The sequence below is a fragment of the Microcoleus sp. T3_B1 genome, from assembly GCF_036700445.1.
Lineage (GTDB): Bacteria > Cyanobacteriota > Cyanobacteriia > Cyanobacteriales > Microcoleaceae > Microcoleus.
Map to the genome: position 1 here is coordinate 1 of NZ_JAUBOX010000122.1, position 16,580 is coordinate 16,580.

The 16,580-nt window shown below is 46.6% G+C and carries 9 protein-coding genes; 1 reads left to right on the forward strand and 8 read right to left on the reverse strand.

Annotation, left to right across the window (positions count from 1 at the left end; genetic code table 11):
- Positions 1-385: 385 nt before the first annotated feature.
- The 8 genes from QT990_RS33455 to QT990_RS35945 form a co-directional block, all read right to left on the reverse strand.
- Positions 386-1,966 (reverse strand): glycosyltransferase, encoded by a 1,581-nt coding sequence (locus QT990_RS33455; RefSeq protein WP_333140730.1) that lies wholly within the window; start codon positions 1,964-1,966, stop codon positions 386-388.
- Between the two features lie 121 nt (positions 1,967-2,087).
- Positions 2,088-3,530, reverse strand: a complete 1,443-nt coding sequence (xylB, locus tag QT990_RS33460; RefSeq protein ID WP_333466275.1) for a xylulokinase — start codon at positions 3,528-3,530, stop codon at positions 2,088-2,090.
- Between the two features lie 101 nt (positions 3,531-3,631).
- Positions 3,632-8,818, reverse strand: a complete 5,187-nt coding sequence (locus tag QT990_RS33465) for a PAS domain S-box protein (protein WP_333305996.1) — start codon at positions 8,816-8,818, stop codon at positions 3,632-3,634.
- A gap of 50 nt (positions 8,819-8,868) precedes the next feature.
- Complete coding sequence (locus QT990_RS33470) at positions 8,869-10,185, reverse strand: transposase (RefSeq protein ID WP_333140724.1); 1,317 nt, start codon at positions 10,183-10,185, stop codon at positions 8,869-8,871.
- A gap of 572 nt (positions 10,186-10,757) precedes the next feature.
- Complete coding sequence (locus QT990_RS33475) at positions 10,758-12,254, reverse strand: mannitol dehydrogenase family protein (RefSeq protein WP_333466276.1); 1,497 nt, start codon at positions 12,252-12,254, stop codon at positions 10,758-10,760.
- 346 nt (positions 12,255-12,600) lie between these two features.
- On the reverse strand, positions 12,601-13,344 hold the full coding sequence (locus QT990_RS33480; protein WP_333409848.1) for an HAD family phosphatase: 744 nt from the start codon (positions 13,342-13,344) through the stop codon (positions 12,601-12,603).
- The gene (locus tag QT990_RS33485) at positions 13,325-14,830 is read right to left on the reverse strand and encodes a mannitol dehydrogenase family protein (RefSeq protein WP_333466277.1); all 1,506 of its coding nucleotides are present in this window, start codon (positions 14,828-14,830) and stop codon (positions 13,325-13,327) included. Before QT990_RS33485 ends, QT990_RS33480 begins: the two co-directional genes overlap by 20 nt.
- A 940-nt stretch (positions 14,831-15,770) precedes the next feature.
- Positions 15,771-16,085, reverse strand: coding sequence for a Uma2 family endonuclease (locus QT990_RS35945; RefSeq protein ID WP_445252018.1), 315 nt, complete (start codon positions 16,083-16,085; stop codon positions 15,771-15,773).
- An 18-nt stretch (positions 16,086-16,103) separates the two neighbouring features.
- Between QT990_RS35945 and QT990_RS33490 the strand changes: the two genes are divergently transcribed.
- On the forward strand, positions 16,104-16,358 hold the full coding sequence (locus QT990_RS33490) for a hypothetical protein (protein WP_333140716.1): 255 nt from the start codon (positions 16,104-16,106) through the stop codon (positions 16,356-16,358).
- The last annotated feature ends 222 nt before the right edge of the window (positions 16,359-16,580 follow it).

Genomic DNA, 16,580 nt, shown 5'->3' on the forward strand with positions numbered 1-16,580 from the left:
GCCTGATTTTCCGTAGGGGCAATCCTCCCGTGGTTGCCCCGAAACTACAAAAGCCTGATTTTCCGTAGGGGCAATCCTCCCGTGGTTGCCCCGAAACTACAAAAGCCTGATTTTCCGTAGGGGCAATCCTCCCGTGGTTGCCCCGAAACTACAAAAGCCTGATTTTCCGTAGGGGCAATCCTCCCGTGGTTGCCCCGAAACTACAAAAGCCTGATTTTCCGTAGGGGCAATCCGACCCCTACTCCCCGTGGTTGCCCCGAAACAGCCCTACGCTGTGACGGGAGAGTGTCAACTACCACAATTAATCCCAAGGCGCTTTTGTGGTGGATTGTTGAGTTGCTAGCAGCCTAAGCTGTCAACCATTAACCAGTGGAGGCGGTCAATTCTATTTCTTTAGCCCAAGGTATTGCTGCCAAAATATAGTAGATGTCATTTCCTTTGAAGCACTTTTCCATTTTTCACTTACGGATGACCATTCATTAATACCTTCAGCAGCAACTTTAAACCACCTAGTCAAAAGGTTAGTACCAGCTACTTTATCTACCTCATTTTGGTTGTTATAGCTTTTACTAAGCTTTACAATGCTCATGTGAAAGCTTTCTGGGTCAGTGTTTTTGATAAAATCTGGGCCTTTTAGATAGTCTTCAAAAGCTTTTACAACCATCTCTACATGATTGTAATCAAAGTTTGCTAAAGCCTGAAGGATTACTTTTGTCAAATGCTCAACTGCAGCCATATATTCTGGAGAGTAATGGATGGAATAAGCTATTAAATCATTGCGGATATAATAATAATTTTCCCAATTTACATTTTTGGCCGCCGCTGGTTGGTGCCACACCGCCATTGATGGAAAAGCTACAATGTTATTGCCCAACTCTTTTATTCTTAAACCAAACTCTACATCATCTATTTTGATAAATAAAGGCAGCGGTAATTGAGTTTGTTCAACAAGTTCCTTAGAAAAAGAGAAAAACCAAAATCCGCCATAGTCTACATCTTCTTCCTTGAGCAACCTGTTGAGAGAATTAGAATCTCGTAAATCGATATTATAATTTAAAGCAATTAATGCCCCAGGCCCAAATCCTCTAGTTTTAGAATAGGCGTTGTACGATGCTCCTGCTTCATACAAGATATGCTTTTTCTGTAAATTTAGCAGTCCACCCGCTACAGCAAAATCAGAATTGGCGTATTCATACAAAGGAAATAATTTATAAATACATTCACTTTCTAACTCTATATCATCATCCATAAGCAAAAAGTGAGAATATTTTTTTTCCTCTAAAGCTTCCACCAACCCTCTGGTAAAGCCCCCGCTTCCACCAGCATTTATATTAGGAACTAGCCTCAGTTTTGGCTTTCCGAAATCAGCTTCATCTAAAGTTCTACCATTATCAACAACGAATACTTTAAAGTCCTTGGTTTCTAGCAATTCATCTTGAAAAATTGCACTTAATGTATTTTGTATGAAGTCCTCTTTTTTAAAGGTGCAAATGACAATCCCCAAGGATGCTTCTCTAGTTTTACTTTGATCGGTTGCTATCGAGGCCCCTTTAAATTCACCCTGTTCACTAGAACAAGTTATTTCAAAATATATTCTGCCCGCTTTTTTGCCTTGAAGGAGATTTATTGGTGAGAGTTTTACAGGGTCAGAGAATTGACATTTCTCAAAGCTCTCTTCAGAAATTATTTCTTTGTTTTTTTGTCCATCAAATTCTCTGTAAACAGAAACTTTAAAATCGCCTTCAAGTTTCAGCACATAGTAGATAGAGCTAAGAGTTGTATATTGAGTATAATATCTCTCGTAAAACGAATTAAAGTAAGAATTTGAGGAGACAACACCCCCCTGAGATAAAACAACTTTTTTGTCATTTTCCTGGTAGTTTATAGATGCAGATTCATTACACCGTATATATACATCGGCGCTTTCGGCGGATTTTGGGAGCTTAATTCCAGCTAATATGTTCATGTAATATGTACCTCTTCTTGTAGTAAACTTAGTAATTTAATTTGACTGCTCTTAAGCAGTCTTAGCTTAAGAATAATTTGTAGCTAGCTTCTAGCACGTCCTCCTTTAGGCATAACTGCTATCACATTTTTTTAAGTCGTGGATAAAGAGATTGATATCGAAACCAAGCCTCTTCTAGGATTGGATCAACTGATTGGGGAGTGGCAGCAAGCATTGGTGTGGCTGCCAGTTTGATGGTGTCATTAGCATCTGCGTATACGCCAATTCCGATACCCGCCAGTAGAGCAGCACCACGCGCGGAAGCCGCAGCAACTGTAGTTGCATAGAGGGGTATTCTCAATACATCAGTCAGTAATTGTTTCCAAGGCATTTCTGCAGTTCCACCGCCTGCTAAACGCAGTTCTGTCGCTTTAAAACCTGTTGCCTCAAGTGCCTCAAAACCTTGTCGCAAGGCAAAAGCAACTCCCTCTAAAGCTGCCCGCATCAAGTGCGCCTGTGTGTGATGAAGTCCCAGCCCCACCCATGCCCCACGTATATATGGATCAAGGTGTGGAGTTCGCTCACCCGTGAGGTACGGCAAAAATGTCAACCCTTCACATCCTGGGGGAACAGAAAACGCTTTAGTATAGACTTCCTGCCAGCTTAAGCCGAGGATACCTCGCACCCACTCAAGCGCTAACCCGGCATTTTGCATTGCTGCAAGGGTGTACCACTGGTTAGGTAGGGCGGTTCGATAGAGATGGGTACGACCATGACGATCGATAATTGGTTGCGATCGAGGTGTAATGATTTGAGCGCCTGTGCCGACGGTTAGTTGAACCAAACCAGGCTCTAGTAGTCCGTTGCCAAGTGCCGCCGCTGCGGTATCCGCCGCACCAGCAATAACGGGTAAGCCAACTCTTAAGCCAAGATGCTCTGAAGCAATAGTTGTTAGGTAGCCTGCGATCGCACTACAGGGGATAATTTTTGGTAAGCAATCACCACGTAGATTCAGCGCCCAGATTGCATCCTCTGCCCAGTTGTCCGACACAACATCGTAAAGCAAAGTACCACTAGCATCAGATGGTTCCGTTGCAACTTCTCCAGTCATCCGTAACCGCAGCCAATCTTTTGGCTGGAGTGCCCAACGCGCTTCGGTGTAAACATTAGCCTCGTGTTCTCGTAGCCACAACAAAGTGGGGCCCGCCATTCCAGCCGTAATCGGGTTGCCCAAGCGCTCTAGAATAGCGGCATCGATCGAATGATAAATGTTCAGCGTGGCACTAGAGCGAGTATCTGCCCAGAGGATAGCAGGGCGCAGAGGCTGATCCGACTCCGAAGCTAGGACAACACCGTGCATTTGCCCTGAAAGTCCGATCGCCTGTACCTCTTGAGCGTGATTTCCCACTGCCTTCCTAACAGCCGAGGCAACCGCTAACCACCAATCTTCTGGTTCCGACTCAGCCCATCCAGGTTGGGGTGCATGAACAGGATAGGATGTTGATGCTTCACCTATAGTGGTTCCGTCTGTCCCTAGGAGCAATGCCTTAGCAGAGCCTGTTCCTAAATCTATTCCAAGCAGCATTGGGCTAATCCTCAATTATTCAGTGTCTTAGGATCGTGGATTAAATAACTTCGTAGGTTGGGTTTCGTTCCTCAACCCAACCTACAAAAAATGCAACTTATTTAATTCTCATTCCTTAGCAAACGGGCGATCGCTTTTACCAATTCATCAGGTTCGACAGGCTTGGAGATATGCATCTGAAATCCGGCAGCTAAGGCTTGCTGCTGATTGATTTCTCCAGCATAGGCAGTAAGTGCGATCGCAGGAATCGTGCCTCCCTGTTCAGGAGACCACTTTCTAATGTGCCGAATCAGGGCATAACCATCCATCTCTGGCATCCCAATGTCACATAACAGCAGATCGGGGACAGATTGATTCAGGAGAGTCAACGCCTGTGCAGCCGAAGCGGCTGTGGCAACTTGTGCGCCAGATTGCATCAGGGTAAATGCTGCCAACTCCCGCATATCTGCATCGTCGTCCACAACCAAGACATGAACACCTGCTAAGTCTGCCGCACTTTCTGGGTGCCTGTCATCAGAAGAGGATTCCGGTTCTACGAGGTTTAACGGTAGCCGGATGGTAAATGTAGCCCCTAAGTTCTGTCCTAAGCTGTCTGCTTGAACGGTTCCTCCATGCAGTTCGGTAAAATGACGGACGATCGCCAGCCCCAATCCCAATCCGCCAAATTGTCGAGTCGTTGTGCCATCTTCTTGACGGAAGTAGTCAAACACATGGGGTAAGAAGTCTCGACTGATGCCTTTTCCCGTATCTTTGACTTGAATCTGAGCATACGTGCCAACTTGCTCTAGTTGCACCTCGATTCGTCCTCCGGCTGGGGTGAACTTCACGGCATTGGAAAGGAGGTTCCAGACTACCTGTTGGAGGCGATTCGTATCACCTGAAACCGTTCCTGAAATAGGATTAAACGTGGTCTGGATTTGAATGTGTTTGGCTTCGGCTGCTAGTCGTACCGTTTCCAGGCCGGCTTCAATCGTTGCTGCTAGATTCACACTCGCGACGTTTAACGTCATTTTTCCTTGCAGAATGCGCGAGACATCCAACAAGTCCTCAATTAATTGCGCTTGCAGCTTGGCGTTGCGTTCGATCGTTTCTAGGGCTTGCTGGGTTTTTGTGGCATCGAGTCGCCCAGTTCGTAGCAATTTTGCCCAGCCCAGAATCGGATTCAGGGGCGATCGCAACTCGTGGGACAATACGGCTAAAAATTCGTCTTTAATCCGGTTAGCGGCTTCTGCTTTTGCGCGATCGCGTTGAGCTAACCGATATAACTGAGCATTGTCGATCGCCAAGGAAGCACGACGCGCCAATTCCTCTGCCAGTTGCAAATCTGCTGAGGTATACCGTCGTCCAGATTCGGCTGAGATAAAGGAAATGACCCCTAGAATTCGTGCCTGAGTTCGTAGCGGCACCGTCATTACGGATCTGAATCCAACCTGCAGCAGAATCTCTAAATGCTCTGAATCACGCGCTGCCTGTACCAATAGTTCATCGGGAATCTCCGGCACCAAATCAGATTCCCCAGTTCGCAAGGTGTATGCAGCACCGCGAGGGTCATCCGGGTTCAGCGGATACTTTTCTCTAATCTGATATGCCCATTCGAGTTTGGCAGGGTTGATGTGAGCAACCGCAATCTGCTCGATCGCACCATCCTCGTCTATGATGTGAATCGTACACCAGTCCGCTAATTCCGGCACTGTAAGCTGCGCGACTTGCTCTAGAGTAGTTTGATAATCGAGTGAGGATGCCAGCACCGCACTTGCCTCAGAGAGAAAGCGTTGGGCAAGCTCTAACTGCACCCGTTCCGTCACATCTACCACATACACGAGAATGCCTTCAACCTGACCATTTGAGTTAACAGTTGGAAGATAGTAAACGTTGTAGTAACCGGGACGGCGATCTCCGCGTCCCGGAACATTCACTGCAAAGTTGGGTGAAATGAAAGGATTCCCTGTGGCGTAAATCTGATGGAAGACTTCAACTAATTTTGGATCGGACTGACCAAAAATATCTGGAATTGAATAGCCTAAGTGTTGCTCGCGGGTTAATCCATTAATTTCTGCTAAGGCTTCGTTGATGGCAATAAATCGCTGCTCGGAATCTAACAGAGCAAGTCCAATGGGTGATGTTTCAAAGATGGTTTCCAGTTGGCGCTGTGCGGCTTCGGCTTCGGATCGTGCTTGGCGCTCGCGTTCTAACAGTTGTTCTCGTTCTTGTTCTGCATACTTGCGCTGCGTCACATCCAGCACCAGCGATAACACCGAAATCATCCGTCCCGATTCGTCCCTGAGACTGGAGTTATACCAGTCGCAATGCACAATGTTGCGAGCTTTCGTGTAATTGCGGTTGTATGAAAAAATATGGGGTTCTTCACCATAGACCAGCCGTTGGCAGACTTCAGTCACCGATTCGAGGTCTTCCTCAAAGACAAAAGGTATCTCTGTTAAAGATTTGCCCAGAATTTCTTCGGCCCTCCAGCCCAAAATCCGCTCTGCACCAGCAGACCAGCGAATGATTTGAAAGTCTCGATTCCATTCAACGACTGCCATTGGAGAGTTTTCAACATGGAAGTTAAGCTTTTGTAGGGCTTGACGCAACGCCTCTTCTGCTTGCTTGCGTTCTGTGATATCAATGACAACTCCGATCGAGTGCTTGGGATTTCCCTGAGAATCATAAGTAAACTGTCCTCTCGCTTCCACCCAGTGAATGGAGCCATCAGGCCAACGCAGGCGATGTTCATGGTGATACTCCTTCTTGTCTGCTATGGCTTGCTGAAGTTTTGCATTGGTTTGTGCTAGGTCATCAGGATGAACCCGACTTGCCCAAACCTCATAGCAGGGTTCGGACTCATTGGGTTGCAGACCGAGTACCATAAAATGTCCTTCTGACCAAAGCAAGGCATCGGTCTGCATATCCCAGTCCCACGTTCCCATGCGTCCGACCTTCAGCGCGAGTTGCAGATGAGCTTCACTTTCTCGCAATTCCTCTTCTGCCCGCTCCCGCTCCACGGCTAGCCAGGTTTTTTCAGCAATTCGCTCCATCAGCACCACATCTTCCTCCGTCCAGCGGCGAACAGAGACATGGTGCAACACCAACAATGCGACAAATTTCCCCTCTTTCACCAAGGGAACACATAGCAGAGACTTGGTTTGGATTGCATCGAAGGCAGCCGCCCCAACTCCGGCAGTCCGAGAATCGCGATCGACATCATCCACGACAATTGTTCTGCCCTGCTTTAATTCAGCAATGAGTTCAGGGCCAAACGAATCTAGGTGATGTCTACCCACCACGCTGATTACACCATTGCAATAATCGCGATCGACAATGACATATTCCTGCGTTGGATCAATTTCACCGTAGGTACAGCGAGTGACACTAAAGTGTTGCCCTGTAGCACAAACCACCTGCCACATAATTTCTTTTGGGTCTTGAATGGCACGAATCCCCTCATTCAATTCGATTAGGAATTGTTGAATTTCTTCTTTCTGCTGGAGGTTCTTGAGCAGTTGTTCAATTTGTTGCCTTGCCCGCACCTGGGCTGTCACTTCAACGTTATAAATCAACACGCCTTGAATGGTTCCCTCTGCATCCCGCCAAGGCGGACAGATGCAGTTGAAAAATCCCTCTTCCAACACACCATCACCGTTTTTATCCCAGTAAGCAGGCGATTCATTCCGAATAAATGTTTCTCCCGTCCGGTAAACGCGATCGAGCGCTTCAAAGTAAATTTGTCCCTCTAGTTCCGGGAAAACATCCCGCATTGATTTCCCGATCATGTCTGGATTGCGCCCAGTCCCTTGCAGATAGGTTGGATTGGCAAATTCATACACAATATCGGCACCTTTAACAATGGCAATCATGGCAGGCAATTGCATCAGGATGTCATGCAACCGCTGGCGTTCGGTTTCGGCTTCGAGTCTGGCAGATTGTTCTCGTTTTAAAAGGCGATCGCGCTCTGCTTCGATCTGTTTGCGTTCGGTGATGTCAACCGAAACGCCAACCATGCGAACTCCCTGTCCGGTTTCATCCAGATAAACTCGCCCCTGACTGTTGATCCAGCGCACAACTCCGTCGGGAGTAATTACCCGGTACTCCTGCACGTAGGACTGTTCGACCGCATTTGCCCCTTGAGCCGCTTGGATCACCCGTTGTCGATCGTCTGGATGAATGAGTGCAAAAAAGTCTTCTCCTGTGCCTTCGTGAAGACCCCAAACGTCTAGAGCATTTGCAGAACACGCTATTTGATTGGTCTGCAAATCCATATCCCAGACCAGCATCTGAGCCGCCGTCAGTGCCAATTGCAGGCGTTCTTGGCTCTCTCGTAATGACTGTTCAACTTGTTTGTAATCCGTCAAGTCTTGGAAGATAACAACGGCTGCAACAATCTGCCCCTGCTTATCTAAAATCGGTGCTGAGTTGGCGTTAATGAAAATGCGGCTACCATCATTTCGATCAATTTCCATCTCCTCGTTGGTAACGACATCACCTGTTTTTAGCGATCGCGCTAATGGATACTCATGAGGGGCATAGAACTGACCATCTAAGCGAAGGGCTTCAAATGGAATAATGGGTGCATATTCCTCAAGCTCAAGCGATGGTTCGTAGCCATACCCAACAATCTGCTTGGCTTGTTCGTTGGCCAGAACCAACTTACCGGATGCCGCATCAGCAATCATTACACCCGCAGGCATTTGTCGTAAAACGGCTTCAAATCGGGCGCGTTCAATTTCAAGCTCGTGCAATAACCGTTCTCGTTCTGCCTCTGCTTGCTTGCGTTCTGTAATATCGCGAAAATAAACTGCTACTCCTGCACTCCAGGGATAGGCCTTCGCCTCTATCCAACGCTGGACTGATTCCCCAAATTCTTCCCAGGAAACAGGAACCTGTTCCGTCATTGCCCGATGGAGTTCTCGATAGGGAATTGCACCAACCAGCTCAGGAAAAACCTCATTCCAAACGTGCTTTCCTAGTATATCTTCTGGTGTTTTGTGCAGGATTTGAGCCGCCGCCCCATTCACGTAGGTGTAGCGCCAGTCGCGATCGAAGGCGACAAACGCATCGGTAATGCTTTCCAGAATTGTTGCTACCTTGCCCTCAGTTTCTTGGGCAGCAATCAACTGTTCGCCTTCAAGAGTGCGGGCAAAGCGTTCAATGACTTCAGAGCGAGAAATTCCTCGCCTGTGAGCCTCTTTATCGAGCGATCGCCATGCTGTATTAGTCAGAGATATGCTCACTCGTTGTTTCATCTCCGAGTTCCAATTGCTAACAAACTTGCCTGTGGCGTCGCGCTTCATGAAGATTCATCCGTAGGCATACACGGTCTTCTCCAGTCAACTACCCAGCATCAAGCGGAGTACCGCCGGAGATGTGGGCTTGTATCTGAGCTCCACCGCAATTCTGAGAACCTTTGCAGAATCTCAGCTTTAGTTTCACGGCCCGACACATTAGGGGATGCTGACAAGATCCCCGTACTCGTCCAGTCCTGCCGGACGAGTAACGTTCTCATGGCAATATTTCTCGCACCCACCAAATCAGCATGAAGCTCATGTCCGCAACATTCACAGCGAAATAATAGTCCTTTTCTCGGTCTATTCTCTACTGATGTGTGTCCGCATTTTGGACAACTTTGCGAAGTATAATGAGCTGGGACTTTAGTAGCCAAAGAGCCGTTCAGATTAGCTTTGTAGTCAATATAGCCGTGCAGTTCGGCAAACGACCATTTAGCTTTATTTCGATTAGCTTTTCGCTGCTTCTTGCTAGCCTTTTTGCCAGACTTTGACTTCGTTCTATCCCTAACTCCGGTTAGATTTTCTAGCCCAATTATGCTGTGAGGCTTTGCAATATCCTTGCTGATTTGGTGGTTCACATCAGCGATAAACCGTCTTTCTCTTCCCGACAAAGCAATTAGTCTGCGCTTTGCCGAACGAGTGCCTTTACGCTGAAGAGTTTGTCTAGCCTTGTGATAGCGGTTGGCTTTATGTCTAGCTTCTGAGCCTGAGTAGAAATTAGACTTGTTTTGTAAGTCTGTTTCTACGGCTAAGTAGCGCATTCCCACATCAACACCAGAAACTCTGGTTATTTTCAGCGGGTCAAGTTCAGGGGTTTCTACCTCAACAGCTACCATCAAATAGTAAACTTTAGAGGAACGCTGATAGACAATCTTAGCTGCCAGGGCCTTGGAACCATTGGCAATTAAATCCAAATGCTTGTTGTAGCCGTCATAGGAAACTACTATTCTACCAGCCAGGGTGATAAGACTCACCATCTGCTCGGATTTAAACGAGTAGTCGCGCTGATAATTTAAGGTACAGGTTCGAGAGATGTATTTAGGGGGTTGATCTAGCCCTTTGTATCGTTTCTTTGTGTACCCTTTGGAAATAGCGTCGTTAGATTGTTTTACCTTAGTCCAGAGAGTTTTGTAGGTTGCCGATACTTGTCTGGGTACGTTGCAAGCCATCTGAGCGCCAAGCCCAAATCTAACTCGCAATTCGTTGTAGACAGCTTTTTGCAACTTAGCACCATTGCTGGTTTTGTTCGCATCAAAAGCAACTCGCGAAGTATGATTCAAGGCATCCCGATAGGCTAATGTAGTCTGAGACACCAAAGCTTTTTGCTCGGTATTCAGGTTTAGTTTTAACTTGGCGGTGATTATTTGAGGCATTACTTTCACAAACTCTAAGAAAATTCTATCTCGTGAAGATGGCAAAAGCAAGTGGTGTAGCAAAAATAATTTGTTCGCTCATCGACCGCCCCTCACCTTCGGCACCTAAAGCTATCGGTTTGGTTCGGGGCGGCTCTCCTGGCTCACGCAAATTCCTCCCGACGCTCACCTGAGTACAGGTAGAGCGCGGGACTCCTTTTGGTTTAGTTGAATCTGAGTTAATCACTCAGGAGAATCTGCCTTAAGATAGATGATTTGGTGAGAGGGAACATAGGAAAGAATGACCTCAATCAATATTGCGCTGTATTGGCTGCTGAATTTCCCTTTGCACTCGTAGACATAGAGCTGGGCTAGACGGGAGAATCCCACGGCTTTAACGTAGTGCAGCCGTGGCAGTGTCAATCGATTTTAGATTTTAGATTTTAGATTTTAGATTGAAGCATTGATCTCACGGATAAATTCGGAGGCTCCTTTATCGGATACAGGTTTTTTATTTCTGGACGGATGAATCCGGGGGCTTGTATCCTGGATGCTTTCGGTCAAATAAGTTTCCTCACGGATGCGGATAGTTCCTACGACAATCTGGCTAGCGTTCCTTGAGCACCAAACTCATGCAAACTACGCAACTGATCACCAACAGCCTCGACGAAACGTGGCGACTCTCCTAAATCTCCAAAAATTTCAGATAAGCTGAGTAATGGTTTGGGATCTAATTCACTCACACTGGCGCGTTGAGTGAGGATGTCTGCTAATGGGTCATCAATAGGAATAGGTTGCCCTTGTTGATCATGACTATTGATGTATCGACACCAAGCAGCGATCGTCAAACTTAGGTAATCGATCGCACCTCCAAGTTGTAATTTATCGCGGATCGAACCCAAAACAAACTTAGGAAGTTTGGCCGATCCATTCAGGCACAGGCGCGGAAGTTGATCGCGAATTTTGGGATTGGAAAACCGTTCAATTAAAGTTTTTTTATAATCGTCTAAATCAATCCCAGGAACGGGTTGGAGTGTTGGTGTCACCTCATCCATCAGGTTAGCGACTGCTTGCTCAAACAAGGGATCGGCCATGACTTCATAAACGTAGTTATAACCTGCCAGAGAGCCGAGATAGCCAATCAACATATGGCTGGCATTGAGCAGCCGAATTTTCATCATTTCATAGGGATGAACATCCTTAGTCATCTGTACGCCAAGGGATTCCCAATCGGGTCTGCCTGCACAAAAGGTATCTTCGATTACCCACTGGGTGAAAGGCTCCGCGACGCATGGAAACGCATCATCAATACCAAACTGTTGGGCCACCATTTTGATATCTGCTGGGGTTGTCAGCGGAGTAATGCGATCGACCATGCAGTTGGGAAACGCAACCTGTTCAGCAATCCAACTTCCTAACTCTCGATCGCGCATTTGGGCAAATGTCGTTAGCATTTTCCGCACCAGGTTGCCGTTACCCTGGATATTGTCGCAGGACAAGACTGTAAAGGGTGCCAATCCCTGTTTACGCCGCTTTTCGAGTGCGGCTGTCAAAAAACCGTATGTCCCAAGTGGTTGGTCAGGATGTTGCAAATCGTGCTGCATCGTCGGGTGGTTGACATCGAAATTGCCACTTCCTTCAATGTAGTAGTAGCCGCTTTCAGTGATCGTTAGAGTAACAATTCGGCATTTGGGATCTGCTAATGCTTCAATAACTGCTTGACGATTGTCTGGTGCAAATAGATATCGAGTAATTGAACCAATGATCCGAGGGCGATCGCACTCAGGCGATTGCTCAACTAAGGTATACAAACAATCTTGGGACAGAAGCGCATCCCGCATTCGCCTGTCATAGTCATTGTCAAGCAATCCAACCCCACAAATTCCCCAATCACTACCAGGATTCTGATGGAAATAATCATCGAGATAGAGCGCTTGGTGCGATCGATGAAATCCACCAACCCCAATATGCACAATTCCATTAGTAATTTGATGGCGATCGTACTTGGGTACGCGCACGTTTCCAGGTAAACGAGACAGGGATGGTTGATTCAGCTTCATTGTTGAGCCTGTGCTGGTATTGCTGTTCATCGAAATTTTTGGGTTTGTGATGACGGCTTATTATCAGTATTGCAGTATGGGTGAAAAAGGTGGAGTCAATCGATTTTAGATTTTAGATTTTAGATTTTAGAGGCGACCTCACGGATAAATGCGGGGGCTTGAGGATTTTCGATTTTCGATTTTGGATTGATTCCACGGATAAATCACGTGGCGGGTACCACCTTTGAAATTCTTGTTCAATTTTGGCGGCTCTGCATGGCAAGTCGATCGCAAAACCGATTGCCGATGAATTTGTCTGCCGAGCTATTCTTGACAAAATCTAATTTTTCACACACCAGGCTAAGGGCATCAAGCGATCGCCTGATGCCCCGTGTACTTACACTGGGGTTGGTGATAATAGACCGATAAGATCGTGCATCCGATCGATAACTTGGTGGGCACCAGCCGACACAAGAGCATCTGCACGGCTGCTTCGTTCATCCTCGCTGATATGAGTTCCCCCTACATAACCGATAATCTGCCCAATTCCAGCGGCAACGGCAGCCCTTACCCCACTGATAGAATCTTCAATTGCCACGCAATCGGAAACTTCAGCGTCCAGACACTTCACTGCATATAGGTAGATGTCAGGAAGCGGCTTGGGACGCGGAACCGGGAGAGAGTCGTGAGCGCTAAATACCTGCTGGCTTGGGAAATAGTCAGTCAGGGCTGCAGAACTAAGGCAAGCACTCAGCCGCTGTAAGCTGCTGTTACTTACAAGTGCATATTTAAATCCGTCGTCGCGCAGGGAAGACAGCACTTGGGGCGTTCCGACCGTCGCTTTTGCCTCTATAGTAAGCCGTTCGATCGCTCTCTTTTCTTCTTCAGCCACTAGCTTGTCAATATCGCGCTCATTAAGACTGGTTAATGGATCAGGGTAGAGCTTTTTGAGTATTTCCCTGTAGGGTTTTCCGGCGAAGCATTTAACAAAGTCCTCAAGCTCATAGTATTGAGCGCCAGGGAACTCACGAGCAACTTCATTTGTCAGCCTCCATGCGCTCTTAAGTGCTATGGTTTCACTGTCAACAACAGTTCCGTCATGATCGAAAAGCACCACCTTATCATGCTGAAGCTGTTTCATTTAAAAGACCTCCCTCACTGTAATTCTTAAGCGTAGTCAATAGTCCGTGGGTCTGGATATCTTGCAAAGCCCTGTGGCATTCATTATCTACGACCTCTGTGTGTTCGCAATTGTCCAATCCCAGAATCCCACTAATTACGGCGCCTTTTTGAATGGCTGTAATTGCGCTTTGGGTATCCTTGGCATAATAGGGTTGACCAGACTCGCTCGCCTCTTCTCTGACTGCAAGAAGCCACGCCGCAACAGGAAGTATAATCCGCTTCATGCTGACTTTTCGGCTATAAGCATCCTGAAGTATCGGAAATATATACTTGCCTACTTTCCTGGCTGTTTCTGAAGAGATTCTCTCAGTAGTATCGGGAAGATCCTCGTTACTGAGCCTTAGTAACACCTGTTCCATATATTGTTCGCACATCTGGCGAGGCACTGGTGTTGCTGCTGCGATATCGTCCATGAGATGCCGAGTAAACAACTGGAATTCCGGTAGGGCGATCGCCTCGTGCATATACTCTATACCTGCTCTTACAGCTAAACAGGCTATAAAGGAGTGTACTGCATTCAAGAATCTCGACTTCATATACAGAAAGGGAGTGATGTCGCTAGTCATAATCACCCCCGTATCTTCCCACTGGGGTCGATCGCCTGTGAAGTTGTCCTCCACGACAAACTGCCAAAATGGTTCGGTTACAATGGGTGCGCGATCGCGAACTTGCAACAGTCGGCTGGGGTAGTTATAGTCGGATTCTTGCTCTTGAGGCACAATCCTGTCTACAACAGAATTAGGGAACGTGGCGTTATCCCTGATGTATTCTGCAAGTTGAGGATCGATCTCTTCAGCGTAAGCTAGCACTGCTTTTCGCAGGATTTCCCCGTTTCTTGGGAGGTTGTCGCAAGAAAGTGTGGTGAACGGGGTCATTTTGCGATCGCGCCGTCGGCGTAGCGCCTCTACGATAAAGCCAATTGCAGTAGTTGGAGTGGAAGGATTTTGCAAATCGTGCGCGATGTCTTCATTCGTGGTGTCGAGATTAAAATTCTTGTCTAGATGGTAGCCTCCTTGAGTAATAGTAAGAGTCACCAGATGCACCGAGGGAAACGCCATCTTTTCAAGCACATACTCGCACTTTTCTCTACCATTAACTATTTCCCTGATAGAACCTATAACTTCCGCTTCCTCACGATTTTGAGCGCAACTAGAGTGTTTGGTCAAAGTGTAAAGGAATCTCTGCGGTTTCAACCTAGTAATGGTCTGTTGACTCTGGAGGCTAACCCCACAAATCCCCCATCTCTGCTCTTGGGAATCCTTCTGTGCAAGATAGTTATGTATAATGTAGGCAAGGTGCCCCCTAAAAAAACGACCTGGCCCGAAATGGACGATACCAGTCTTAAGCGTCCTCCTGTCGTAAAGAGACTGTTGCCTCCACAAACCAGTTACAGTACCGAAGCGAGAACTCGAAGAAACACTGGGCGGTCTGAGTAAGTTAACCATGACAGTTCTTAAAGAAGTGGATAATCAGGTAAAAAAGAGTAGGTCTGTCTGGGTATAGCCCATGACCTACAAGCAGGACAAATATCTTAAACTGGGAAAATTTTAGGTATACTCTGTGGCATCTACAAGGAAACGTTTAGCCACAGGGTAATTAGGGTCTGACAGGTAGAACAGAGAAAGCAGAAATCAGGTAAACTTAATTAATTAACTATCAAATATCAAGTAGTCATTAACCTGAAGTAAGGCACAAGACTAAGCCACATACTGCCACTTTGTTTAGCTTTGGCAAGTGCGTCGTCAGTCGAATGTCTTTTTTATAACGCGCAAATAGACTACTTTTAAATTCGGCCTTTCGATTCCCTAATAACTCTGTACTCTTTGTATATTATTTACCTTGGTCGCTGTTATCATCCGTCTTCAGGAGAATCTACAAACAATTCTTTAGAGGTACTTATAACAACTGGGTAAATAGGGTTTTACAGGTAGAACAGAGAAAGAAGAAATCAGGTAAACTTAATTAATTAACTATCAAATATCAAGTAGTCATTAACGTGAAGTAAGGCACAAGACTACACCACATACTGCCACTTTGTTTACATTGGGCAAGTGCGTCGTCAGTCGAATGTCTTTCCTATAAGGCGCAAATAGACTGCTTTTAAATTCTGCCTTTAGATTACCTAATAACTCTGTACACTTTGTATGTTATTTACCTTGGTCGCTGCTATCATCTGTCTTCAGGAGAATATACAAATAATTCTTTAGAGGGACTTATAAACACAATCAAGTGTATACTTCGTTACAAGCAGTTAAGTTAGAGTTTGGCGTTTGTGTAGCAAGCGTCCAAAAAACAACGCTTGCCTTGAAAAGTGCTGTCTGTAGCGGATGGCTGATACAGCATTGCAAGTCCGTTTCAGTCTGTCCATAAATTTTTAAAGTTTCCTCACTCACAACTGGGCGGTGCACTCCTCCTGAGCAAATCCTCCACAGACAGTTGACAATCTGGAAATGTCAAAGCTGCGATTAAATCCGACTCTGCCAATACAATCGGGCTAGCATAACACTCTGCCCCTGGCTCCCGAAACACATACAATCGACGGGCATTGATATCTAGAATCCAATACTCCCTGATTCCTGACTGAGAATAAGCAGGGGCTTTCAATTCCCTGTTAGTTAGATCGCTCCGTAGATGTTGGCCGCGCGGAAGAGTTATCTTGTTTGGACGAACGGCGGGCAGATTTGAATATTTACCGCGCACAATTGAGGCGCATCAAGAGTGAACTCGCTCTACTTTCTTGAGGTAAAAGCTGACGGCAACAGCTTCTATAAAATTGGAATTACTACTCGACTAATGGAGGAAGGGATAGCCGAAGTGCAGCGGGATGTGAGAGTACATTACTCAGAGGTTGCCATCAACTTGCTGGGAGTGTGGGAACGCCGAGGGAAGGTGCAATTGTACTTCAAACGCCCCTACAAAGCGTTTAATTATCGCATCGAGAAACTGACGGAGTATTTCGGTGCGATTCGTTGAAACGTGAATCACGGTAATCAGTCCGTACATAGCGTTTCCAGCCACAAGGCTGAACTCTCGGTCTGATAAGGGTGCAAGCCCCTTCTACCAGACTCAGGTATGACTCCCTATCTGCCCACACCGACCAAGCTCGATTCTTGGAGAATGAAGCTGGGAACAGGACGCAATCAGACATCCAATGTGGGGTGACACTGGCGTTAATGGGGAGTTCCGATGGTGAAA

Coding starts and splice junctions, on each gene's coding strand:
- QT990_RS33455 (WP_333140730.1), bottom strand. CDS start 1,966: ATGAACATATTAGCTGGAATTAAGCTCCCAAAATCCGCCGAAAGCGCC.
- xylB (WP_333466275.1), bottom strand. CDS start 3,530: ATGCTGCTTGGAATAGATTTAGGAACAGGCTCTGCTAAGGCATTGCTC.
- QT990_RS33465 (WP_333305996.1), bottom strand. CDS start 8,818: ATGAAGCGCGACGCCACAGGCAAGTTTGTTAGCAATTGGAACTCGGAG.
- QT990_RS33470 (WP_333140724.1), bottom strand. CDS start 10,185: ATGCCTCAAATAATCACCGCCAAGTTAAAACTAAACCTGAATACCGAG.
- QT990_RS33475 (WP_333466276.1), bottom strand. CDS start 12,254: ATGAACAGCAATACCAGCACAGGCTCAACAATGAAGCTGAATCAACCA.
- QT990_RS33480 (WP_333409848.1), bottom strand. CDS start 13,344: ATGAAACAGCTTCAGCATGATAAGGTGGTGCTTTTCGATCATGACGGA.
- QT990_RS33485 (WP_333466277.1), bottom strand. CDS start 14,830: ATGGTTAACTTACTCAGACCGCCCAGTGTTTCTTCGAGTTCTCGCTTC.